Source organism: Rapidithrix thailandica (genome assembly GCF_039710355.1).
GTDB lineage: Bacteria > Bacteroidota > Bacteroidia > Cytophagales > Flammeovirgaceae > Rapidithrix > Rapidithrix thailandica.
Genome location: NZ_JBDKWZ010000001.1, coordinates 154685 through 179440, shown reverse-complemented (window position 1 = coordinate 179440; position 24756 = coordinate 154685). Strand labels below are relative to the sequence as shown.

General features: G+C 42.9%; 14 protein-coding genes. 4 read left to right on the top strand and 10 right to left on the bottom strand.

The features are described from left to right. Positions 1-103 precede the first annotated feature (103 nt). Both AAG747_RS00575 and AAG747_RS00570 read left to right on the top strand, forming a co-directional pair. Positions 104-772, top strand: a complete 669-nt coding sequence (locus tag AAG747_RS00575) for a porin family protein (RefSeq protein ID WP_346819167.1) — start codon at positions 104-106, stop codon at positions 770-772. 195 nt (positions 773-967) lie between these two features. Further along, a complete protein-coding gene (locus AAG747_RS00570) occupies positions 968-1741 on the top strand; it encodes an enoyl-CoA hydratase/isomerase family protein (RefSeq protein ID WP_346819166.1) in 774 nt (257 codons plus the stop codon). A 136-nt stretch (positions 1742-1877) separates the two neighbouring features. On the opposite strand, the gene AAG747_RS00565 is transcribed toward AAG747_RS00570, so the two are convergent. From AAG747_RS00565 to AAG747_RS00530, 8 genes are all read right to left on the bottom strand, one after another. Continuing rightward, entirely contained in the window at positions 1878-2855 is a 978-nt protein-coding gene (locus AAG747_RS00565) for a hypothetical protein (RefSeq protein ID WP_346819165.1), read from the bottom strand. A gap of 42 nt (positions 2856-2897) precedes the next feature. Then, complete coding sequence (locus AAG747_RS00560) at positions 2898-5168, bottom strand: PKD domain-containing protein (protein WP_346819164.1); 2271 nt, start codon at positions 5166-5168, stop codon at positions 2898-2900. Positions 5169-5181: 13 nt separating this feature from the next. Then, the gene (locus AAG747_RS00555) at positions 5182-6144 is read right to left on the bottom strand and encodes a PorP/SprF family type IX secretion system membrane protein (protein ID WP_346819163.1); all 963 of its coding nucleotides are present in this window, start codon (positions 6142-6144) and stop codon (positions 5182-5184) included. Positions 6145-6205: 61 nt separating this feature from the next. Next, positions 6206-13213, bottom strand: coding sequence for an immunoglobulin domain-containing protein (locus tag AAG747_RS00550; protein WP_346819162.1), 7008 nt, complete (start codon positions 13211-13213; stop codon positions 6206-6208). 979 nt (positions 13214-14192) lie between these two features. Beyond that, positions 14193-16322: a ferrous iron transport protein B gene (gene feoB, locus AAG747_RS00545; RefSeq protein ID WP_346819161.1), complete on the bottom strand. Its 2130-nt coding sequence runs from the start codon at positions 16320-16322 to the stop codon at positions 14193-14195. Continuing rightward, positions 16315-16542, bottom strand: coding sequence for a FeoA family protein (locus AAG747_RS00540; protein WP_346819160.1), 228 nt, complete (start codon positions 16540-16542; stop codon positions 16315-16317). The genes feoB and AAG747_RS00540 overlap by 8 nt, the downstream gene beginning before the upstream one ends. 245 nt (positions 16543-16787) lie before the next feature. After that, positions 16788-17570 (bottom strand): segregation and condensation protein A, encoded by a 783-nt coding sequence (locus AAG747_RS00535; protein WP_346819159.1) that lies wholly within the window; start codon positions 17568-17570, stop codon positions 16788-16790. An 80-nt stretch (positions 17571-17650) separates the two neighbouring features. Then, on the bottom strand, positions 17651-18757 hold the full coding sequence (locus tag AAG747_RS00530; protein WP_346819158.1) for a Glu/Leu/Phe/Val dehydrogenase dimerization domain-containing protein: 1107 nt from the start codon (positions 18755-18757) through the stop codon (positions 17651-17653). Between the two features lie 427 nt (positions 18758-19184). Here AAG747_RS00530 and AAG747_RS00525 point away from each other — a divergent pair, with 427 nt between their 5' ends. Then, positions 19185-20948 (top strand): ABC transporter ATP-binding protein, encoded by a 1764-nt coding sequence (locus AAG747_RS00525; protein WP_346819157.1) that lies wholly within the window; start codon positions 19185-19187, stop codon positions 20946-20948. Positions 20949-21106: 158 nt separating this feature from the next. Here AAG747_RS00525 and AAG747_RS00520 read toward each other — a convergent pair whose 3' ends face one another. After that, positions 21107-22264 carry a 2-isopropylmalate synthase gene (locus AAG747_RS00520; protein WP_346819156.1) on the bottom strand — a complete coding sequence of 386 codons (1158 nt, stop codon included), beginning with the start codon at positions 22262-22264 and terminating at the stop codon, positions 21107-21109. A 175-nt stretch (positions 22265-22439) separates the two neighbouring features. Between AAG747_RS00520 and AAG747_RS00515 the strand changes: the two genes are divergently transcribed. Next, positions 22440-24008 carry a hypothetical protein gene (locus tag AAG747_RS00515; protein WP_346819155.1) on the top strand — a complete coding sequence of 523 codons (1569 nt, stop codon included), beginning with the start codon at positions 22440-22442 and terminating at the stop codon, positions 24006-24008. A gap of 51 nt (positions 24009-24059) precedes the next feature. Here the strand turns inward: AAG747_RS00515 and AAG747_RS00510 are convergent, their stop codons facing one another. Further along, positions 24060-24635 (bottom strand): DinB family protein, encoded by a 576-nt coding sequence (locus tag AAG747_RS00510; RefSeq protein WP_346819154.1) that lies wholly within the window; start codon positions 24633-24635, stop codon positions 24060-24062. Positions 24636-24756 lie beyond the last annotated feature (121 nt).

The following is a 24756-nucleotide window of genomic DNA, read 5'->3' as shown; positions in this document are numbered from 1 at the left end:
CTTTTTTTGCTTCTCTCTTTCCTATAATTTTATCCGTGTAAAACCTAACAGTCAATCCAATATGAATTCCATGAAAAGGTATTGTTTTTTGCTTTTATTCCTAATGTCTCAGCAAGTTTCCGCTCAAATCCTCTTTGACTTGCCCGGGCAGTTCACTATTGACTTCGGGCTGAACCGCACGCAAACGGAAGATATCAACGGGTATGATATCAAAGCTTGGGGTTCTCGCGGGGTCAACCTTTACTATATGTATGAGGTACAATTGTGGAATGAGAAATTTACGTTTCACCCGGGCTTTGGCGTAGGCTTGGACCGGTATAGCTTTAAAGGCGATATTGGCTTGGTGAAAACGGCTGACCGTCTCGCATTTGTCAACTTACTGGAAGCCAATAGCGCAAACGGTTGGCAAGAAATCAAAAAATCACTCATTGCTTTGAACTACTTTGAGATCCCTCTTGAAATTCGTTTTCGCACCCATCCGGGAAAAAATGCCTTTCGTATAGGCGCAGGAGCAAAAATCGGCTACCTCTTTGACTCCCATACCAAAATTGTGTACAAAGACCAATTTGGTGATCGCAGAAAAATGAAAGACAAAGGCGATTTTTATGCAGAAAAATTGAAATACGGACTCATCGGCCGCATTGGGTATGGCCCCATTAATTTCTATGGCTTTTATGGCCTGAGTGATATTTTTGAAAGTGATAAATTTGAACCCGGGCAATCGGTTTCTATCCAACCCTATTTTGTCGGGGTTACCCTGACGGCATTCTAATAGCATAGAAAATACAGGGTCAAATGCCCTAAAATACCAGCGGAATTCCCTGTAAAGTGACTTATCCATACAGGTATTAATGACCTTTCTTGAAAAATGCCCTTTTGCACAAAACGGTTGCAAAAGGGCATTTTTACGTTTAATTTGCTCTGAATACCCCAATCAACATATAAAATCTTAACCAATATTTTTACTATGAAATTTGTAACCCTTAACATAAGTCAGCGAATTGCAACTATTACCCTCAACCGTCCGGAAAAACGCAATGCCTTAAACTCAGAACTTGTTCAACAGTTAGCCCAAACCTTTGAAGAAGCAGCCTCTGATACAGAAGCAAAACTTGTAATACTCAAAGCCGAGGGGAAAGCTTTTTGTGCCGGAGCGGACCTCGCATATTTACAACAGTTGCAACAAAATAGTTATCAGGAAAACCTAGAGGACTCCCAACAACTCAAGCAACTCTTTCAGCAAATCTATACCTTTCCCAAACCGGTGATTGCCCAAGTACAGGGCCATGCCATAGCCGGTGGATGTGGATTGGCTACCGTCTGTGATTTTGTTTTTAGTGTACCGGAAGCCAAATTCGGATATACAGAGGTAAAAATAGGCTTTATCCCGGCCATTGTGATGACATTCCTGCTCCGGAAAATCGGAGAGGGCAAAACCAAACAATTATTGCTCACTGGCAATTTGATACCTGCGGAAAAGGCGCAATCCTTAGGTTTGATTAATTATATCGTAGAAAACAAATATCTCAACGAACAGGTAGCGGCTTTTGCCCGACAGATGATTGAGGAAAACTCAGGCCAGTCACTTACTACTACCAAACAAATGATTCACCGCTTACAAGAAATGGGTTTAGAAGACGGCCTGAACTATGCTGCGGAAATGAATGCCAAAGCCCGGGAACTGGAAGATTGCCAGAAAGGGATTGCGGCCTTTTTAAACAAAGAAAAACCCACTTGGTAAATCCCTACGATATGGTGAAATGGTGAATGAGTGAAATAGTGAATGAGTGAAATGGTGAATGAGTGAGTGTTGGTTGGAGAAAGCTTTGGGATGTATTCACCGTTTCACTCATTTGTTCAGTAAAACCTTCAACCGGCTAATTCCCTCCAGATTTGCGTTTAGCTTTAATTCCGTAGTTGTATTTGGGCACTCCCCCAATAGGAATAGTCCAAAAGGGCAAAAATTCTCCGTATTGATTTTGGATATAGAACACGATGTTATTGTTCCGTTGAAAGTTCCGTTTGATAAATTGTACATCCAAGGAAGTGTTGAGTTCTTCTTGTACAATTTCGTGCTTACTACCCTTCCATTCGGCTTGCCCGGAAGTCATTACTTTTTCAGAACGCTTTGCCACGGACACCAAGCGGATAATGCCGTCTTGGTCAAAATCAAAGTTGTTTTGCTCTACCGAAATGACATGTTCATCTATATAAGGATAGATATGAGAAACCGAACCCGGTTTATGAGGCAGGCGGAAGGTATATTTATACGTAAAGGCATTCGCACCTTCAATGCGTTTATTCCGGTCGGGGTTCGTACTTAAATAGTATTTGTAAATATTACCGTCATCACCTACCATACCTTCAGCAATAACCTTAAAAATATAGCCGTCATAATGACTGGCAAACTCACCTTCCACCGGATTAAACGGCCCAAAGGTGTACCATTTACTATCGTACTCGGGGTCATTTCCAAAGGTTTTGGCAACCAGTAAATTCCCGGCATACTTTCCTTTGGATTCCTTACCGCTTACATCTCTTCGTTCATAGGCGGAATAAGCATTTTTCCCACCGTAAATTGAAAATTTCACTTTGGTATTAAATCCCAATCTGACTTCATCCAATGCACCTCCGATATCCGGATCAAAAACCCTTAGATACACAGGGCCTTTGTAGGCAGCTGGGACTTTAAAGAAAAAGATCTGGGTACGATCATCATCTCCCCAGGTAGGCAAGCCATGGCCTCCAAAAGTCACCAAGTAGGGTATATTTTCATCTTCCCCGGGAACAGGCTGCGCCCAAAGCCCTAAACTCCACAACAGGAAAGAGGCCATATATAAAAGTTTGTTCCACATGTTCGTCCGGTAATTAAATTATAGTCAATAATAAATACCCGGTCAGCCTTTTAAAATTCTTACCACTTTCACATACTGATATTTTTCATAGGCTTCCCTATTTTCCTCAAAATCATTGTTATACTCAGGGCCTTGTACCAAGACCCGGTCTTCTTCAAACACAATTTTTTCAATATCTACGCTTCGCTCTTTCAACATTTCTATGAGGCGTTTCTTAGACTCCCGGGCCCTTTCTGCAGCCAATTGGTAATTGGTTTTTGATCCGTCTGCCACCGGAACTTTGGAAGCGCTGGCTTCGATCAACAAACGCACTTCGCCTTCAATTTTAATCTTTTCCTCTACTTCATTCACAAACTGATTAAACTCCCCATCGTCTTCTTTCACTTCTACCACTCCATACTCGTAATAAAATTTGTATTGAATCGGGGTGTATACAATCAATGAGCTGTCACTTTCACTCCGGTAGGTCACAATCGCTTCTTGATACCCTTCATCTTTCATGGTTTTAAAAGCAGGGTAAGTATCGGTCAGTTTATCTTTTTTGGCAATGGTGTACAAATAGTTTTGGGTATTGAGATCATAGATTTCCATGATATTTCCAAACGCACTCCGGTATTCGTTGGCCCGGGAAAAAAAACGATCATCCGGCAATAGTTTTTGAGGGGAAGCTTTCAACAAAACGCTGTATACGACATCACTTCCCAAAGTAGCACTGATACCGCTAATACCCTTGCGCAAGTAAGGATAAGAATTCAGCACAAAGGGAGAATTCAGACTCGCCAAAAATTTCTCCTGCCTTTTCTTATTCTTTTTTGTCAACATTTTCTCACCCATCACTAATAAGTATTTCACACCGCAATGTTTATCCGGATTTCCGTTTTCATCCATTCCCTCCACACCCAGTTGAATACGGTAAAGCCCGGGCTCGGCAAACATATGATTGACTTCCACACCCTCACTTCTGAATCCATCGCCAAAATTCCAATAAAACTTTTGGGGTAGAAATCCTTTGATCCGGGTTTTATGTCCACTGAAAGCAACCTCCGTTCCCACGGCAACCGTGTCTTCCGGTGTATTTATATATACTTGCTCTTGTTTTTTTACTTCCAGTTGATAATTTGCCTCGCTCCAAAACACTTCTCCGGAGAGAGAATCAATGATATACAGGTTGATATCATAAATACCTTCTTTGGTATAACAATGGTCGGCAGTCACTCCCCGGACCTGAGTTCCGTCTCCCAAATCCCATAAGTATGAAAGGGGTAAGTCTTCAAAATCTTCCAGGGTGGTATTTTCTTCGAAGAAGGTATAGCAAAAATTCTCATCAATTTGCACCGGACAGCCTGTAAAAGCCGGTGAATTCATTTCAAATTGGTAGATATTGTCATCGTTGGGATCCAGCCCCCGGTTAGATGAAACATAGCCAATTTTCCGGGGCTTATCGATATAGAAACTAAAATCGTTGGCATCCGAGTTTACGGGGGGACCCATGTTAATCGGCTTTACCCATTTGCCCCCGATTTTTTCAGTATAATACACATCGTACCCTCCCAAAGAGCTTTTCCGGTCAGAAGAGAAAAACAAGGTACCGTCCGAGTGAATAAAAGGAAAGCGTTCGTTATACGGTGAGTTAACCTCAGGCCCCAGGTTATGAGCCTGCTGCCAAGTACCGTTGCGGTAATAACTTACGTAAATATCCGTCCCCCCCTGCCCACCGGGTTGATCAGAGACAAAATACATTGTGCTATCATTGGCCCCAAAACTGGGATGAGCCGTTACAAAAAACTTACTACTCTGAGGAAAGCGCGTTACTTTGTCCCATTTTCCTTCTTTAAATTCTACCCGGAATATGCTTAAATAGTTGTCACTTTTTTTTACATCGGAAATTTTATCAAAGAGGTAATTCCGGGTAAAGTACAACACATCTCCCTCCGAGTTTAAAGTCCCGACTACATCGTGCACCAAAGAGTTAACATCTCCTTTGAGCAAACGAGGTGTTCCCCAATTTTCTCCCAATGAATCTTTTTTCCGAACAAAATAGCAATCAAACAAAGGCAGTTTTTCATTGTCCTCTATATATGTGACAATGTTTTCGTTAAGCATATTAGAATTGAAAATCAGTCCGTCTTTATAAGGAACTGCACCGAAATCTGAATGGAGTGTATTAAATGGCAAGAGTTTGAGGCTGACATCCTTATTGACAGGCACCTCTATAGCCCCTACTGTTGTTGCAGTCTTCTTGTCCTTCTTTTGAGCAAAAACAGAATGGAATAAGGTCAAGAAAAAAAATAAAACAACTAAAATCCTTTGCATAGTCGTACTCACGTTAAAAATACTTAGGGTGCATCACTTTCGACTTAAACCTGAACTCATACATCAATAAAATTTCATGAGAACCGTGGTGATATTTTTTCAAATCGGAAATTCCTACTTCATAGGTATACCCCACCCGGAACTGATCTGAAACGTACAATTGCACAATAGGTATCAAGGCATCCTGATGCCGGTATGAAAGCCCTGCCAACAGCTTTTCATAAAAAATGAAATTAGAGTTAATATCAAATTGCACCGGAGAATTCTCAATATACCGAAGTAGTGTAGAGGGTTGCCATTGAATATATTCGTTGAGATTCAGTAAAAAGCCGGTAGAAAACAAGAAGTTCCCGAAGGTACGCTCGTCTCCAAAAGGGCTACCATTCGTATTCAAAAGGTTGGGCGCGGAAAGCCCTGCAAAAAAAACATCGTTGTAATAATACATCCCTACACCCACATTAGGCACAAATTCATAGTTGGGTATATCGGTAAATAAAGGATCATTTTCTTCTTCCAGAATAGCCTGGCTCCAATTTGTCCGCACATGTGAATAACCAAACTGTAAGCCGAAAGACAATTTACTTTCTTTCAAGCGATGAAACAAGCGATATCTGCGATAACTTTTATTGACCCTCTTCCGGCTTTTGTCTTTGAAATCCACATAATAAGCCAGCGTTCCATAGGCCCCGTATTGATTGGTTAAGCCTATTTTATCTTTCAAGAACATCAGGCCCAGGCCCAGTTTTTGTCTTTCCAAACGGCCGTGAGCGCTTAGCACCTGGGTAGTAGGCGCTCCCTCAAAGCCTGCCCATTGGGTGCGGTGTGTTGCGGCAATACTCAATGCCTTCCGGGAACCTGCATAAGCCGGATTAATGGTCAGACCATTGAACATATAGTTACCAAGTAATGGCAAGTGTTGGGCATTCACCAAAGAATAGCTGATAAAAAGAAGCACTATGAGTAAATATCGTTTCATATTAGCTTTTTTAAGCAATTGACCGTCAAGAACAAGGCTTTCCGTTTCCCCACCTATTCACTTAGTCCTTTTTCAGTAAGACTGTTCCTTTAAATTTTCTTCCGCCAGGCAGTTGCAACACATAGAAATAAGTATCCGATTCCATGATCTTCCCATTGGTATTTCGCCCGTTCCAATCGTTCTGATAGCCGGAAGAGCGATACACTTCACTCCCCCACCGGTTGTACACTACCAGTTCATTCTGTGCATAGCGGGGGTTTAATAAACCCATGATCACAAACGTGTCGTTTGTCCCATCGCCATTAGGAGTAAACACATTCACCGGAACCAGGTCTGTCACATAAATTTTCAATACGTCTACCGAGCTTTCACAAGAGCCCCCGTCCAGGGCTACGGTCCAATACAAGGTATTCTCTCCGTTCACAAGAGTCACCATCGTAGACGGAGCTTCCGGGTTGTCAAACACAACTCCGCTTTGATCGGCCGTCCAGTAGCCTTTACCATTTTCGGGGATTTCAGCTTCTACCTGTATCATCACTTCTCCTCTCAAATCCATTTCCTTGACAGGACCTTCCTCCGTCAGGATATGCGCCACAGCTTCGGAAGGCTCCGGCACAACGTCTATCAACACTTCATCCGAAGCGGAACAGATGCCATTCGTAATCGACCATGTGAATACATAGGTTCCTTCACTCAGCCCGGACACCTCACTGGTAGGGTTTTGAGGTTGTTGAATCGTCAATCCGTTTCCTCCTTCTACAACTTCCATTGTCCAATTACCGGAATAACCGGTTGGTATAGTCCCTTCCAATTGAAAGGTGCCATTATTGGCAAAACAGATAAACCGGTCGTTCCCTGCGGTAAATGCGGGAAGGGGCAATTGTTCTATACTTACAGGCTCCTCCTCAAATTGAGTGATGATACACCCATTGCCATCCACAAGGCGTATAACTTTGTATTCACCCGGGGTATTTACTTCAAAAACCGTATTTTTCTGACTGGTTTTCAAGGTATTTTCCTGCGTTCCGTCGGTGTAGGTCACTTCCCAAGGGGCCACCCCTGATAAGTTTAACTGTAACTGTGTAGGACTGCTACCATCCACACAAATTCTCGAATCGCCTATCACTTGGAAGCGGGCATCCGAGGCCGGCAGATGATTCAACTTCACGGAACCACCCAATTCCAATGCGTTACAGCCATTGGCATCTTTTAAGGCCGTTACCCGGAAAGTACCCGCTTGGGTAGGGTTAAAGAAGAAGGTATTGGTATTCACGGTCAGCGTTTGTTCCAATTCTCCATCGAAATAACTCAACTCCCAAGGCGCTTGCCCTGTCAAAGTAATTTCTACTCGAACCGTCTCGTTGTAACAGGTCGTAATTTCTTTCTGTCCATCAATGGTAATACCGGCAGTCGGCAAGGGATTTAATGTTAAACTCACCGGCTCTCCTAATTCAATCCCCTCACAGTGTTGATCCTTTACATCTAAAATTTCATACGTTCCGGGGGTAATGGTAGTAATACTATAAGGTGAAGCATTGGCAACTACACTTTGGGTATTTTTGCCATTTGTATAAGAAAACTGCCATGGGCCGGTACCAGTAAGCTCCACATCCAGCGACACCGGGGTTGCTCCATCGGTACACGCAGTCATACCACCCACAAATTTTGCTGTAGGCAATTCATACACACCGGCTTTTACTGTAGCCGAATACACGTCACAACCAGCCGGAGCCATTACTAAGACCCGGTAATAAGTGGTCACAGTATGGTTGACAATCTCATATTTCTCTGTATTGGCATTGCCTACATCCCGGATATCATTGACAAAATTATCCGTACTGGCTTCCCAACGGAGTATTTCACCGGTATGCCCTCTTAGTTCCAGTGTGGCGTTTTCACCTTGACAGATAATAAAATCATTGCCTAATGTACCTCCGACATTGAGGTCTTGCAGAGCAAGCGTGACAGGGTCGGAAAACTCCGGGTTGCATATACCGGATTGAACCAGTGCCCGGTACGATATTTTTTGAGTGAGCGGTGGTACTTCCAGGGTAGTACTTTGTTTATCAATAAAAGTAATGTCCGAGGCAAAACCATCCGTACTGCTTTCCCAGCGCAAAATAGCTCCTTCGTAATTTTCCAGGGTAAGTGTCTCGGTGGTTCCGGGACAAACATCCCGGTCCGCTCCCAAGGTTCCGCCTTGAGTAACCGGAGAAACCTCTATGGTAATGATGTCCGAGTACTTCGCTTCACAATTACCCGACTGTACCTTTACCCGGTAAGAAGTCGTTTGGGTAACCGGGCCGAAATTATAGGTAACCGAACCCGTATTGAATAAGTTAGTAAACGTTTGAAAATTATCCGTACTGCTTTCCCACTGTTTGACACTACCGTTTGAATTGATCAGTGTTAAAGAGCCTCCTGTATTATCTCCACAAAATTGCAGGAAATTTCCTTGTTCAAACTCTCCTCCTTCCGTTGGTAAATTCACTGAGTAATTCAAAATATTACCTTCCAACACCTGACTTCCGATACATTGGGTAATGGTGTTGTAAACCACAATATGAAACGACCCGTTGCCCAATCCTAAAATATCCGGATCGATAGAGTAGCGGTTGTTTAAAGGGTCATGAGTGTAAGGCACTTCTTCTGTCAGCGCCCCATCTTTAAAAATCTTAAAGGACTCATCCGGGCCGGCCCCTGTCAATACCATCGAAATAATACCTTCGCCCAAACACACATCTAAAGCCGCTCCCACTCCCAATACAGGCTTGGCAGTGGGCAAGGCATTGATATTTAATTCGGCTTCCTGGCTTTCAACCGTATTGCCGCATATATCCGTCACTTCTACCGTATAAAGAGCGGCATCTGTCAACGTAATCCCTCTCACCCATAAGGTATCGCTATTCACCCCTGAAACCCTGGAAGAGTTACTCATTGGATTGCCGTCTTTTTTCCATTGGTAGGCAAAGGGTCCGGTACCTGCAACACTGACTGTATACATTGCCTCCGAGCTCTCACATACTTCCACATTTTCAGGATGCCGGATCACAGCAACCGGTTCGTAGTTAATTTCAATTGTCTGTACACACTGGGTAGTATTCCCTGAAGCATCCTCTACTGTCCAGGTAATTTGTGTGGTGCCTGCCGGATATTGCCCACTGGCATCCGTGGGGTGAACAGCATAGGGTGAATTATGTGAAATATTGAGACCATCCGTACAATTATCTGTAAAATGAATGCCTAATTCCGGCACCGGAAGGGTGAGGGTAGCAATACAAGTACCATCATCTACCTCTGCCTCAATGTTTTCCAAACATTGCAACATTACCGGACGCTGATTATCGCTTACCGTAATCGTCTGTGTGCAAGTAACCGGAGGATTTACCCCATCGGTCACTTGCCATGTAATGTCGGTTACACCCACCGGATATTCACCGCTGGCATCCATTGCATCTGTGCCATAAGGAGAATTATGAGTCATGATGGCAGAACAATTATCATTGTAATCCACACCGAAACGAGGCGCAGGTATGGAGATCACAGCTCCACAAGCATCTGTATTAGTAGTTATAGCAATATCCTGCGGACAATTAATCAAGGTAGGAGGTTCTACATCTTGAGCAAGTACTTGGGCTACTCCACTGCCCTTTCCGGTACAAGTTGTAGCATCCGATACACTGACAATGGTATACGACCCGGGAATTGAAGTCTCAAACGAATATTCCGGGCTGTTTAAATTATCTACTGTAAAAGTATTGCCATTCCCATCGGTATACACCACTGACCAAGGAGCGGTACCGGCTGTTAAATCGATGAATACCGGAACCGTAGATTGACTTCCCGCTTCACACACATTTCCTCCTCCACGGATCGTAGCTGTAGGCAGGGGGTTTTCAGTCACTTGGGCAAAACGGTTTTGCAGCTCTCCTTCACAATTGGCATCTTTTACCGATATGAGTTCATATGCTCCTGCTTTGGTAACTTTAATGATTTTTTGTTCGGTAAATGAAGAAACCGTAAAGTTGGAATTCCCATCGGAATATTCAATTTGCCAAGGAGCAGCTCCTGTGAGTAATACCTCTAATTCGCCATCACTCCCTTCACAAATGGTAATATCCCCGGAAAAAGAAGCCGTAGGAAGTGCCAATACTTCAACTTCTGCTTCTTCACCCAAATCCAGCCCTACACAACCACTTCCCTTATCGGTCAATTGTATAATGGCATATTTATGAACACCTACAGCAGTCGCTTCTACCGAATACACTTGCCCTGCCGGGTGATTGGTGACACTTTGCTGGTTTCCCTCCTCATCTTTATAGGTAAAATCAAACGGTCCGACCCCTGCAAAAGAGAACTGCACCAATGCCTTTTCTCCAAAACAGACTTGTTGATTACCTCCTAAAGAGGCAGTAGCTGTGGGCAAGGCATATACATTTACTTCTTCACTTTCTCCCAAATCAAGTGCCTGACAGCCAGAAGAAGAGTATGAGAGTTGAGTAAGGCGAATCGTATGAGTACCTACCTCCGTCACACTTACGATAAAAGGCTGGTTTGTGGGATGGGCCTGAACTACAAAGGAAGCATTGCCCACTGTATAGGTAAAATCCACCGCTCCGGCACCTGCAAAGTCAAACTGCACCTCTGCCGTCTCACCGGTACATACAGAAGGTTTAAGTGCTGTCAAAGAAACGGAAGGCAATGGACTTAAAGTGATACTTACTTCTTCCCCCAGGTTTACCCCCTGGCAACCATTTCCGGCATTCAAACTCAAGTGATCTCTCAAGCTCTCCAGCCGGTATGCACCGGCTTCCGAAGTAGTAAAGGTGTACGTATTACTTTGCCAGTTGTTGACTTCCTGAAGCGCTCCGTTAACACTATAAGTAAAATCAAAAGGGGCCGTACCTTCCAGGTCTATAGCCAAGTCAATAGATTCGCCTTCACAAATGGCAATTTCATTTTTATTATTGGGAAGCCGGATCACTCCTTTGGGCAGAGGTACGGTTTCCACCGACACTTCACCGGATATATTGGTATTTTCACAACCCGAACGGTCTTTTACACGCATTAATTTATACGTTCCCGGGTCTTGTACACGCAGAATATCCTGGGAGGAATTCGTCATCTTGGTAGAGGGAACCCCATCAATTGTATAGGTATATTCAAATGGCGCTGTGCCTTGCAGGTCCACCACAAGTTCTGCAATACCTCCTTCACAGATGGTGCCTCCACCGCTCAATTGGCCGGAAGGCAATGCATGAATTGTTATATTCTGTGTATCACCCAACTCGGAAGCTTCACAGGTAGTTTGTGAATTTTTCAAGTCTAACAATGAAACCGAATGGTTCCCTGCCTTAGTCACCTGATAGACATATGTATTTTGTGTGTAATTGGTCTCTGTGATCTCCTGCACTCCCCCCAGTTCATCTATATACTGAAGTGTAAAATCAAAAGGAGCATCCCCTTGGATATCTACTTGCACTTGGGCGGTTTCACCTTCACAGTATTCGTTTTTCCCGGCTACGGTACTGAGCACGGCCGAAGGTTTGTTGAATAGGGAAAATCGCACTTGTTCATTGGGCTGTATAGCGCAATTCGTAGGTTGAGAGGTGACTTTAAGCAGCGTAAACGTATATTCCCCAATTTGATCAAATACCTTTTCGAAGCGGGTTCCATTGACTGTTTCTGTCACCGGGTTCTCCCCATTCAATTGATATTCCAGTTCAAAAGGAGCTTCTCCTGTCAAGTCCACAGTGACATTGGCTTGCGCTCCCTCACATACATTCCCTGAAGAAGCAAGGGCTGCTGTGGGTAATGGGTGGACAATCACCAAAGCCTTCTCACTGACAAGTAATTTGTTACACTCGTTGGTTACCTGCAATGTATACTCCCCTTGTTCCGCAGGGCTTATATTGGCTATTTGTAAATTGGTGGTGTTCACCCCTGTAAACTTTCCACTATTTGTCAGGGCTATGCCATCCTTAAACCATACCAAATCATAACTCCCCGTACGGGACAATTCTGCTGATAGTTGTACATTTTCCCCTTCACAGGCACTCTGCTCTACGGGTTGTTGGGAAAACGTGATGGCCGGTAGCACTTCCAAGTTAGCATTACTGCTCTCTTCGTTACCACAGGCATCCTTCACCAGCACACTATACTCACCTACATCTTCAGGGGCAACTCCATCAATCACCAGTTTATCACTGGTAGTTCCGGATATTTTCCCGGCATCCGTTAAATCAACGCCGTCTTTTTTCCATTGATAGGTCAGGGGTTGCCCTCCTCCAACTACCTGAACGTGAAATTCCACCACTTCTCCCTCACAGCTTGATACATTCGAAGGGCCTTCTAACCGCATCCCTTGCAAAGTAACTTCTACATTAAACTGACAAGAACTTTGGTTACCAGCTTCATCCGTAGCAGTATAAGTAAGTAAGGTAATCCCGATAGGAAACAGCCCTAACAGTGGAGACAACTCAACCTGGATATCCCCTTCAGCAGACACATTGTCCGTCACCGAAACCGGATCCGGAATTTGCACATTGGTTTCGCAACCACTGAGCAAAGAAACCACAATATCCTGCGGGCATACGATTACAGGCGCCTCGTTATCAATGGTATATTTTTCATTATTAGCGATATTGCCCGGCCGGTCATTCCCGCTATCGTCCTGCACCGTACCACTAAAAGTCAGCCCCAGCTCTCCGTTGCCATTGATATTCCGAACCGTCACCATGTATTTAGAATAAGTATCGTCAGGAGCGGCAGTATTGGAAGCCGGATCAGCCTCCACCTGGTGGATCACTCCCGTGACAGAACCCGAAAGCGCCAAACCAAAATCAACTATTTCCACCCCTTTTACTTCTTCATTAAACTCCACTAAAAACACGACTTGCTCTGCATTGGTAATCGCATTTTCCGGCTGATACAATTGCACCTGAAGAACCACAGGCTGGGCCAGCACCCGAAAGGAGGAAAATAATATCCATAAACTCCATAACAAGCCAAGACGTAAAAGAAGGCCTTGGCCAAGTGTATGTCTAAGTGTAGGTAATGGATGCTTCATTCAAACTTAGTTTTGTACTAACTTGAAAGTAATTGATTTTTACTTGTTGCAGCCTTGGCACAACCGAAAAAGCAGCTCAAAAAGCCGTTTTAAGTTATTCTTGAAGGCATGATCATGATTCATAACCCTATGAAACAGACCGACATTCTTTGCTAAGTTATAAGAATTAGCTTACTGTAAAGTACTTATGTAAGTTTTACAACAAAAGAATATTTTTTATATACAATAAAATTACTAATCTGATTCACTTATATCTATTCTTAAGGAAGAAATTTGTTGTTATAAATCGTTAATACCAACCGCTCAAACCATCCCTTCCAAAAGAAAGGTTTACCTTTTACACAACTTTTAGTGGGCTACAAACCCATAAGGTAACCCTGCTATAAAAGCATTTTAAAGGCAATTTTATTTCTTAAAACTCATATACAGATAACAATCCCGCAGAAATCACCTCACAATATCCAGCGGTTTCAATAGACGTATCTCATACCAAGAGACTATCAGAAGGGGAATATTTAAGCAAGTATACGGTACTATTTTGAGATAGCGGAAACTTCCATTTTGAATATTTGTTAATGCAAAAAGCAAAAAATAAACAAGTAATAAAATTATAAAAATGAAAAACTTAATATCAAATAAAGAATATTATTAAAAGTATATGTCTTTTAGAAGATTCTAAAAGGAAGAAGCCAAAAAACAAACACAAATAAAACCAAGTGTTGGGCAAGCCATCCCTTATAATCAGGTAAGGAGATGTTTTCTTTTCTCACTTTTCCTATTGAGAAAAGAAAGGGCAAGCGACATATCAAAGAGAGAGGAAATTTCATTATTATGAGGCATCGTATCGCAATATTCGCTCGCATTGACACAGGGCTGCACTTCAAAAATAATAGGTTCATGATCACAAATTAAAAAGAGGGCTTTGCATGAAAAATCATGACAAAGCCCTCCTACTTAAAATCTATGTATTGCTTCCAGCTTAACTCATAATATTAAATGTTAATAAGGCTGACAGGTAAGCCACAGCGGTCATATACACCAATTGCAAAGCAGGCCATGCCCAGCTTTTGGTTTCCCGTTGCACCACGGCCAAAGTACTCATACACTGCATCGCAAATACATAAAAAACCAGTAGTGACATTGCAGTGGCCGCGTTGTACACCAGCTCTCCGGTTTCAGGATTGCGTTCTTTACGGATCTTTTCAATCACCCGGTCTTCCTCTTCGCTCCCGATACTATAAATGGTCGCCATAGTACCTACAAACACCTCCCGGGCGGCAAAAGAGGTCAATAGAGCAATCCCCATTTTCCAATCATAGCCCAGCGGTTTGATGGCCGGCTCAATCGCTTTTCCAAAAATACCGGCATAGGATACTTCCAGTTGCTTGGACGCAATCAGGTTATCCAATTCCTCTTTGGGTAATTGTGAATATTCCGGATGAGCTTTTACCTGCTCGGCTACTTTGTCCATAGCATCGCCCGGGCCGTAAGTAGCCAACACCCATAAGACAATCGAGATCACCAAAATAACCTTACCGGCTTCTACTACAAAGGTTTTCACCTTTTCCCAGATCGTGATCAATGTATTCTTCCATTGCGGGGTTTTATACACCGGCAATTCCATTACAAAAAAGCTGGACTCTCCGGTTTTTAAGATTTTTTTCATCACATAGGCTGAACCCAATGCCCCTACCACTCCCAGGATATACAAGCCCAATACCACCAAACCTTGCAGTTCAAACACTCCCCAAAACTTTTCGGCAGGCACTACAAAGGCGACTAAAACCGTGTATACGGGAATACGGGCCGAACAACTGATAAAGGGGGTAACGAAAATCGTAATCAATCGCTCTTTCCAATTACTGATGGTACGGGTAGACATTACTGCCGGAATTGCACAAGCCGCCCCGGAAAAGAGGGAAACCATACTTCTTCCGTTCAAGCCGAATTTACGCATCAGATTATCCGAAAGGAATACCGCTCTGGCCATATAGCCCACTTCTTCCAACAGCGCTATAAACCCGAATAAAATAGCAATCTGGGGAATAAAAATGACCACTCCTCCAATACCGGGAATAATCCCTTCCGTAAGCAAGCTGGCCACTACACCCTCCGGCAGTACGGAAGTAAAATAAGCGCTTAAAGCAGAAAAAATATCATCAATAAGGTTCATCGGGTATTCAGCCCATGCAAAAATGGCTTGGAAAACGACAAACAATATTGAAAAGAAGATAAGCGAACCCCATAATTTGTGAGTGAGGACTTTGTCTAATTTATCTGTAAAAGTATCTTCCTCAGCAGACATGCTTTTCTTCAATGCCAGCTCCACCATTGGGGTGATTTTAGCATACCGCTGCATGGTTTCCTCCACTTGCAAGCGGATACTTTGAAAAGCATGTTTCTCTGTAGTTTGTATCAATTGTTGCTTTTCCGCCTCTGTGAGGTAATGCAACCTTTGATGGTGATGTGCCAGTAGCAAGGCCTGATAGTCATTCTTCACCAACATGCTCTTTTTCACCTCTTCAATAACCGGAGATGCCAATGCGTCCAAGGGCATAAATTCCTGTGAAGGTTGATAAAGAACGTCCTCTACTTTGTCAAGTAATTCCGAAATTCCTTTTCCGGTTCTTCCGTTGATTTTGACTACCGGAACTTGAAGGCTTTTTTGCAAAAATGCAAGGTCTACCTCTACCCCGTTTTTATCGGCCAGGTCCACCATATTTAACCCCAGCACTACCGGAATACCCAAATCTTTCACTTGAGAAAGAAGCAATAAATGCCTTTCGAGATTCGTGGCATCGACCACACAAACCACTACTTCCGGATAATATTTACTTTTGGTATCCAACAACACGTCCAATACCACCCGCTCGTCCATAGAAGTAGGGTACAAACTGTACGTTCCCGGAAGGTCGATCAAGGTTGCTTTCCGGCCATCACTCAGATGCAATGAAGCGGATTTTTTATCTACGGTAACGCCAGGAAAATTCCCTACGCGTTGATTTAAACCTGTCAAACGGTTAAAAACCGAAGTTTTACCGGAATTGGGATTCCCGATCAGGGAAATATTGATTTGCTTAGATGATGTACTGATTTCCAACTTATTCAAGGATTATGTTAGCAGCTTCTTTTCTTCTCAATGCCAGGTAATTCTGGTTCACTTTTAAATACAGGGGACATCCAAAAGGAGCCGTCCGGAGCAACTTAATACTGCAGCCTGGCAACAATCCCATTTCCAGGAGTTTGACAGCAATCTCCTGGTCGACAAAACCGCTCACCTTGCTACTCTCACCTTCTTGTAGCTCACTCAAATTCCGTTGTACTATCATTTTATTTACACATCTTATTTAGATCAATTTTAAATTAATGCTAAACTAGAACAGGAAGCTCAATTATCCAAAAAGGCGTATGGCTAAAAAAACTGATTTTTGTCAAAGAATGGGGCCAAGGGGGGCTATTGACAGAGAATTCCCTCTACGAAACAAAAACCGTTGCGGTCAATACGAGTAAGGTATTGAAGCTGTGTACTTAAAAAAATCAAAGGAGGTAAAGCTCTCAACCTGAGCTACACTATTTACTCTCCGGGCCGTTCACTATCGCTAGCTTCTTTCTCTCCTAAAAACTGCGATCCGGCACTGATCCAAAAGTTATTATACCCCTCTCCCACCACAAGAGTAATTTTGTTGACAGTCATCAATTCCAATACAGAAAGAAAATTAAAAATAATCGCAATTTTTTCGGGAATCTCATCGATAAGCTCCGTAAAAGCCACTCTCTCTTGGGTCAGCAGTTTTTTGAGAATGTATTTTTTCTGTTCTTCTACTTTGTAGGGATACTGAATTACCTGATGACGGGGGCGGGCGTTCTCAGTTTTATACCGGCCCAAAAGTTTTTGATAAACGTTTAGCAACTTATACAAATCCAGGTTTTGCAACTCTACTTCCACCCCGTTGTGTTCCGAGATCTTTTTTATCTCTTTCAAGGCATTTCCCCGTTTCTTCCGTTGCAACATTCCCTCTTCCCAACCTTCCAATACCTCCAGCACCGATTTGTATTTCTTGTATTCCAATAGATGTTTGACCAGTTCCTCCCGGGGGTCAATTTCGTTTCCCTCTTCGTCTACATCTACCCGGGGCAGCAACATCTTGGCTTTGATCCGCATCAAGGTAGCAGCCACCAGTATAAACTCACTGGCCACCTCAAGGTTCATTTGTTCCAATTGCTCGATATAGGCTAAAAAATCCCGGGTAATTGTAGAAATCGGAATATCGTGAATATCCAGCTCATCTCTCCGGATAAAGAACAAAAGCAGGTCAAACGGCCCTTCAAACAGCGGTATTTTTACTTCAAAGCTCAAGGTTAATGCATTTGCAAATAAAGTAGATGCAGAGAAAAATCCCCCTCCTTGGTTGTAGAAAGAGGGGGAGTATAAAAAGCTTAATATTTCACCTTTACTTTGGCAATATCATCGATTCGCTTTTGAGCGATTTCCATAGCAACCTCCTGGGCATTGCGCTGTTGCGCAAGCGAGATATTCAATACGTCAAGCGTTTTGTCATAAATCTTCTCTACATGCCCTTGTGTCCAGTCGGTATTGGCTTTGATCACTTCCGCATATACGTTGATGACTCCACCTGAATTCACCAAAAAGTCAGGAGCATAGATAATCCCTTTTTGGATACAGGCATCCCCATGGATTTTTTCATCCTTCAGTTGGTTGTTAGCACAACCCACAATCACCGGACTTTTCAAGCGTCTCAGGGTATCATCGTTGACGGTAGCCCCTAATGCACAAGGCGCATAAATATCCACGTCCAGGTCGTAGATTTCCTCCGGGTTCACCACTGTCACATCGTATTTGGATGTCACTTGCTTCAAGCGGTCTTCAAAGACATCACATACATATACTTTACAATTTTCTTTGATCAGGTGACCGATGATGTATTGCCCGACATTTCCACACCCCTGTACAGCCACGCGTTTGCCTTCCAGACTATCCGAGCCAAAAGCTTTTTTGGCGGCAGCTTTCATGGACACATAAGTGCCATAAGCGGTAAATGGCGAAGGGTCTCCCAGGCCACCCCGGTACTCGGGCATGCCGCTCACATATTGGGTCTCCATCGAAATGGTTTCCATGTCGCTCGAATTCATCCCTACGTCTTCAGCAGTGATGTATTTCCCGTTCAGGTTTTCCACAAATTTGCCAAACGCCCTCAACAACGCTTCGGTTTTTTGCGTGCGTGCATCCCCGATAATGACCGCTTTTGCCCCACCGAGGTTCAAGCCTGCAATGGAATTTTTAAAAGTCATTCCCCGTGACAGACGCAGTACATCCGTCAACGCAGCCTGTTCATCTTGGTAAGGCCACATTCGCAACCCACCCAATCCAGGACCTAAAACGGTATTGTGGACGCCAATAATCGCTTTTAAACCTGATTCTTCATCATGGCAATAAACTACTTGTTCATGCCCCATGTTGTGAAGCTCTTCAAATACAGAGACTGATGAGGATTTCACCTGCTCTTTTGAATTTCCTTGTGACATTTAAACTCGGTTAAGGTAAATTACTAAAAACAATTTCATGAATCTTGGTCAACGCCAAGGCACAGAATACTGATGATTTATATGTGTTGTTATATACTGATTTCAAGCGGTTTTCATGCTTGCCCCTTCATACTATTTAGCTTCTGGCCTTTTCAAAATTCATCCCGTACAAATCTATAGAAGAATATTCTACTTCAGGAGCTCAATTTAAACTTTTCTTAACAAGAATTTCCGGTTCAAACGAATACCTTTGTAAGATCAAGGTTCCTGTCGGTAGTTACAGGAATATTACTCGCTTCTTTCCAAACATTTCCAGGCGGTTCATTACCTGGAAAAAACATGGATAACCTCCTGTAGGTTACCACCGGGAGACCAAACATTTGACCAAAAGATATTCCCTTCAGGGATCAGAAAATAACATTACATTATGGAATCTGATAAAGAACTCAAAGGAAATGTATTTGATTTTCGAATACTGAAAAGAATTTTTGCCTTTGTAAAACCGTACCGGGGGCGTTTTTTCTTTTTGGTATTTCTCACCATTTTTCTAGGTGCTCTGGCCCCTACCCAGCCTTACCTGATCAAACTGACCATAGATAATTATATCGCGGTAGGGAATATGGAAGGCCTTACCATGATGGTAAGCCTGCTGTTCGGGATAGCCGTACTACAGGCAATTGTACAATATTTTCACACGTACTTGTCCGGTTGGCTGGGGCAATATATAGTCCGGGACATCCGCAACCAACTGTACCAACATATCCAGCGCCTGCGTTTGCAGTTTTTTGACAATACCCCCATTGGAAAACTGGTAACCCGTGTGGTCTCGGACACAGAAACCCTTCTGGAGATTTTTACCAACGGCCTTGCTGCCATTATTGGCGATTTGCTTCAGTTGGTGTTTATCTTGGGGTTTATGTTGATTATCAACTGGAAACTGGCCTTGGTCAGCTTAGCCACCTTCCCTATAATGCTGCTGGCGACTTATATTTTCAAAGAAAAAATTAAAAAGGCCTTTAGCAAAGTGCGGAATGCCGTCTCGAACCTCAACACCTTTGTGCAAGAACATATCACCGGAATGAACATTGTACAGATTTTCAACAGCGAAGAGAAGGAATATGCCAAATTCAAAAAAATCAACAAGGAACATTTACAAGCCAACTTACAAACGGTAAACTACTATTCCATATACTTCCCGGTGGCAGAGGTTATCGCGGCTTCGGCCACAGGTTTATTGGTATGGTATGGTGCCCGGGGAGTGATTCAAGATACCATCTCTTTGGGTGATCTGATTGCCTTTATCATGTACATCAGCTTGTTTTTCAGACCTTTGAGAATGATTGCCGACCGCTTCAATACTTTGCAATTGGGCATTGTGAGCTCAAACCGTATTCTGAACTTGCTTGACAATCACGAACATATTCAGGACAACGGGATTTATTCTCCCAAAAATATCCTCGGGAAAGTGCAATTTGACAATATCTGGTTTGCCTACAAGGAAGATGACTACGTGCTGAAAGACATCAACTTTGAGGTAAAGCAAGGAGAAACCCTCGCGTTGGTTGGCGCCACCGGAGCCGGAAAGTCTTCCGTGATCAACTTGCTTAGCCGGTTTTATGAAATCAACAAGGGCCAAATCTTTGTGGATGATATTCCACTTACGGACTACAACCTTCCCAACCTAAGAAAGCACATTGGGGTAGTGCTGCAAGATGTATTTTTATTTTCCGATACCATTGAGCAAAACATCACTTTGGGCAACAAAGACATTTCTCATGAGAAGGTAAGAGAAGCTGCGGAATATGTAGGGGCTTTGCAATTTATCGAAAAGCTACCCGGGGGCTTCCAATACAACGTAATGGAACGGGGAGCCACCTTGTCCGTTGGGCAACGGCAAATGATTTCCTTTGTCAGAGCCTTGGTATACGATCCGAAAATCATCGTGCTGGATGAAGCCACCTCTTCGGTCGATACCGAAACCGAAGAAATGATTCAGGCAGCGATGGAAAAACTGATGAAAGGCCGTACCTCTATCGTCATTGCCCACCGCTTGGCCACCATTCAAAAAGCAGATAAAATTCTGGTATTGGACAAAGGAGAAATCAAAGAAGCCGGTACGCACGAGTCACTGTTGGAACAAGAGGGTCTGTACGCCCAATTGTACGAAGTACAGTACAAATCTGTAGTTTGACACGAAACTGATAAAAAGTAACAGAAGCACTTAACAAAACAGCCCATCATTGATACCATGGGCTGTTTTGTTAAAAGGAAACCAAAAAAAAGACCCTTAATCAGGGTCTCTTTCCAATAAAACACATCTGTATGAAGGGAAAAACTATCAAATAGAGGTTATGCTACATCCATGGAAATACTGTCCAGTATTTCTTTCAAATGTTCATCTTCCACTACCGATAGATTATCTGCCTTTTCTAAGAATTTCTCATAGACTTTGTCCAACACCTCTTTTTCAAGGTCTGCCCCTAAGTTTTTCAAACGGAAGTTCAAGGCAGCTCTTCCACTACGGGCAGTCAATACAATAGACGATTGGTCTACCCCTACTTCGTCCGGAGAAATAATTTCATAATTATCTTTATTCTTTAAGAAACCGTCCTGATGAATACCCGAGGAGTGCGCAAAAGCATTACTTCCCACAATTGCTTTGTTAGGTTGCACAGGCATCCGCATGGTAGTTGACACCAGTTGGCTAATAGAGTAGATCTTTTTCGAGTCAATGGCTGTATCAAAGTCCAACCACTTATGTTTCCGCAGGGCCATCACCACCTCTTCCAAAGAAGTGTTTCCGGCTCTTTCTCCAATACCATTAATGGTACATTCTACTTGGCGGGCTCCGTTTTTCACCCCCATAATGGAGTTGGCGGTAGCCATACCAAGATCGTTATGACAATGCGTGGAAATAATGGCCTTCTCGATGCCTTTTACGTTTTCTTTCAAATATTTGATTTTCAATCCGTATTCTTCGGGAATACAATACCCTGTGGTATCCGGAATATTCACCACGGTAGCCCCGGCCGCAATCACCGCCTCTACTACTTGTGCCAAATATTCATTGTCGGTACGTCCGGCATCTTCGGCATAAAACTCCACATCTTCTACAAATTTCTTAGCGTATTTTACCGCAGCTACTCCTCTTTCAATCACTTGCTCCCGTGTCATTCTCAATTTAGTGAATACGTGAGGATCAGAGGTTCCCAGCCCGGTATGGATACGAGGTCTTTTGGCATATTTCAGGGCTTCGGCAGCCACTTCTATATCTTTTTCTACCGCACGGGTCAGTCCGCAAACGGTGGTGTTTTTTACGAGTTTGGATATTTCCACTACAGATTCGAAATCTCCCGGGCTGGAAATCGGGAAACCGGCTTCGATAATATCTACACCTAGGTTCTCCAGAGCTTCCGCGATAATTAATTTCTGTTGCGTATTTAAGCGGCAGCCCGGCACTTGCTCTCCGTCCCGTAATGTAGTGTCAAAAATAAAGACCTTATCCATGTGAAAAACTGATTTTTATTTAAACATTCTGTTGAAATGATGATTTAAAACTAGTTGGCGGCAAGCGGATTCAAAAACTAAAAAAAAGTAATTTTACGACTTCTAAAAAGGTAAATATCCTGTATACTCTTTGTATATTTGAATATATTCGAATTATTAATTGTGAATAATTACGATGGCTAAAGAGAGATCCGATGCGCTTTTTCACCTCATTAAATCCTTGAAAAAAAGTGAGAAGCGCTATTTTAAGTTGACAATTGGGTACGAAGACAAAAGCAAAGACCCTAAGTTTTTGCGGCTTTTTGAGTTGCTCGACAAGCAAACTGTACTCAGCGAAGAAAGCCTGCTACTACAAGAGCCTTCTATCAAAAAAGAACAGCTCTCTAACTTAAAAGCGCATCTGTACCTGAAGATTTTGCATTGCCTGAAGATGTACCATGAGGCGAAAGTTCCGGACATTGAAATCCGGGAGCTGGTCAACTATGCAGAGATTTTGTACAATCGTTGCCTGTACGAACAGTGTGTACAAATCTTGAAAAAAGCCAAAAAGCGGGCAATACGCAATGACAACCTGGAACTCTTGCTGGAAATCCTGAAATGGGAAAAAAAAGTTTTAGGGCATACCATCGCCAAAGACAATCAAAAAAGGGTGAATAAAATCATTGAAGAGGTCAATGATGTCAACCAGCGAATCAATACTATCAATAGCTTTTCCAACCTGGCTGTAAAGCTGAATTCGTATTATTTAAAAGTGGGCTATATCCGCAACAAGTCAGAATACGAGCGGGTACAGAGGATCTTTCAGACAGAACTTCCCGAGTATAGCGAAGAACAACTTTCTTTTACGGAAAAACTGCATTTATACGATTTACTGGTAGGATATTATTTCTTCCTTCAGGATTTTGAACAAGGCTATCATTACGCTAAAAAATGGGTGGCCCTTTACGGACAAACCCAAGATCTGATCATCTCGCACCTCTCCCTCTATATTAAAGGCATTAATAACCTGATGATCGCCCAGTACAGGCTTTGGAAGTATTATGAATTTGTCGATACCAACAAAAAACTCAAAGCCATCAAACGATTACCGAAAGTTACACTCAACGAAAACATTCAGGTAAAGCTTTTTAAATACACCTATGTGCATGAATTTAACCGCTATTTTATGCTGGGTGATTTTGACAAGGGGGTAGCTTTGATGAACAAAATCAAAAGCAATCTGGAAGTCTATATCAACCAACTGGACAGGCACTCCCGCTTGATTATGTATTATAAAATTGCTTGTTTATACTTTGGTAGCGATCACCACCGGGAAGTAGTCTTCTGGCTGAATAAAATCATCAACACCCCCGAAATTGATATCCGGGAAGACATCCACTGCTTTGCCCGTATTCTGAACCTGGTCAGTCATTATGAACTGGACAACATGGATGTAATCGAATACTACATCCGGTCAACTTACCGCTTTTTATTAAAGAAAGACGATTTGCATTTTTATCAAAAATACATTTTGAATTTCCTCAAACACCTTAATAAAAACATGACTCAGGAGGAGCTGATCCGTCACTTTCAACAACTCAGAGAGCAGTTGATTCCCCTGACAAAAAGCAAGTTTGATAAACGCCCCTTTATTTATTTTGACATCATCTCCTGGTTGGAAAGCAAAATTCAAAACCGCAGGGTGCAAGAAGTCATCCGGGAAAAAGCCCTACAACGCATTTACCTGGAAGCGGAAGCGTTCTAAGGATTGAAGGAATGGGGAAGAAACCTACCTTACCTCTGCCATTCATTGCTATCACCAACCCTTATACCTTGGAGGCTGGACACCATGCATACGCAAATAGATGACCAATGCCCCCCTGTGGTGGGTACAATGGTTGCGCATGAGTTCAAAGATACCTTGTTTATCCATATAAGCCTCTTTTGCAAAAAAATCATCCACCTTTTCTTTGAGTTCATTGTCCGGAGTTTTTTCAATAAGTGCCGTTACAAAATCAAAGGCCTGGGTAACCGCTTCGATCGTTTCTCTTTTATTCAAATTTTCCAAAGGCAAGTGATGCAGAGGAGTGTCCCGGTCACCGGATACATAAGCTTGAAGAGCGGCAAAATTCTTCACCAAGTGCAACAAATGTTCTTGAAACGTCATCACCCCTTCGGCAGGCCGGTAATTGTATTGCTCCCCGGGCATAGCTTCCGCTACATCCAAAGTATAGGTTTTGGCCCTTTGCCACATCGGCAAAAACCGCTCGGCAAAGGTTTTGGGGATGTCGGTATTTTCATTCACAACAAAGACTTTTTCCATTGACTGACCTTGCACATCTGCGATCAACATAGTACAACTTAACACCAAAAACAGGGCAAAAGAATACATATAATTTCATTCGTTAAATTCTGAAAAGAAATGATCTTAGCTGATAAAACTACAAAGAATTTGAGTAATGACCTGGTTTTTCTGTTGTAGAATCAAAATAGAAAAGGGAGAGGAGGGATTA